Origin of the sequence: Vibrio makurazakiensis, assembly GCF_050337375.1 — a bacterium.
GTDB lineage: Bacteria > Pseudomonadota > Gammaproteobacteria > Enterobacterales > Vibrionaceae > Vibrio > Vibrio makurazakiensis.
This window is the reverse complement of the sequence record NZ_JAKJSW010000465.1, coordinates 1-922: the sequence shown is the minus strand read 5'-3', so window position 1 is coordinate 922 and position 922 is coordinate 1. Positions and strand designations below refer to the sequence as shown.

At 53.3% G+C, this 922-nt stretch carries 1 protein-coding gene; it reads right to left on the bottom strand.

Translation table 11 applies throughout. The annotated features are described in order from the left end of the window. Positions 1-897: VCBS domain-containing protein (locus tag L4C33_RS22500; RefSeq protein ID WP_428814589.1), on the bottom strand; the 897-nt coding region annotated here is incomplete at its 3' end. Positions 898-922 lie beyond the last annotated feature (25 nt).

The following is a 922-nucleotide window of genomic DNA, read 5'->3' as shown; positions in this document are numbered from 1 at the left end:
CAGGCCATCCACCACGCTATAGGTGACGGTAATGACTTCTTTCTGACCGTTCGTCAGATAACTGAACGCTGCTGGGTCYACATTCAATGTGTGRCCATCCGCTGCAATCGTTAAGCCATCCACCAAGCCGTTCACGTCTGCGATCGACAGACTCGACTCAGCGTCGACGTCTTTCGCTCCTTTCAACAGGTTCACKGTGGTTGGCGCCGCGTCTTCATTCGTCTGCTTGCTCAGTGGGCCCGACACAGTTGGCGCATCATTGCTGCCCGYGACTTCAACTTCTATCTTATGGCTGTCTGTGCCATCCAAAGATTTCACGACTAAGCTTTCTGTGTACGTATCGCCTTGATCTAACTTATTGGCTTTAGCCTCATCCAGCGTGTAGTTCCATTCACCGGTCGATTCATCGAACGTGAACGCACCGTACTTACCTTGCAGTTTTGCACTMTCTACCGATGCAAAGGTGTCCTGATCTTTATCGTCGTCCGAAACGCTTAGTTTGCCTTCCGCGAAACCATTGCCAATCGCATTGCCTTGCGCATCAATGCCCGCTTCAACAATAGCGGCACTTTGAGGCTCACTCACGCTGATGGTGGCTTCGTCATCACGGCCGTTAACGGTGATGGTCGCGGTTTGCTCGGTGACACCGCCCAGGCCATCCACCACGCTATAGGTGACGGTAATGACTTCTTTCTGACCGTTCGTCAGATAACTGAASGCTGCTGGGTCYACATTCAATGTGTGRCCATCCGCTGCAATCGTTAAGCCATCCACCAAGCCGTTCACGTCTGCGATCGACAGACTCGACTCAGCGTCGACGTCTTTCGCTCCTTTCAACAGGTTCACKGTGGTTGGCGCCGCGTCTTCATTCGTCTGCTTGCTCAGTGGGCCCGACACAGTTGGCGCACATCATTGCTGCCCG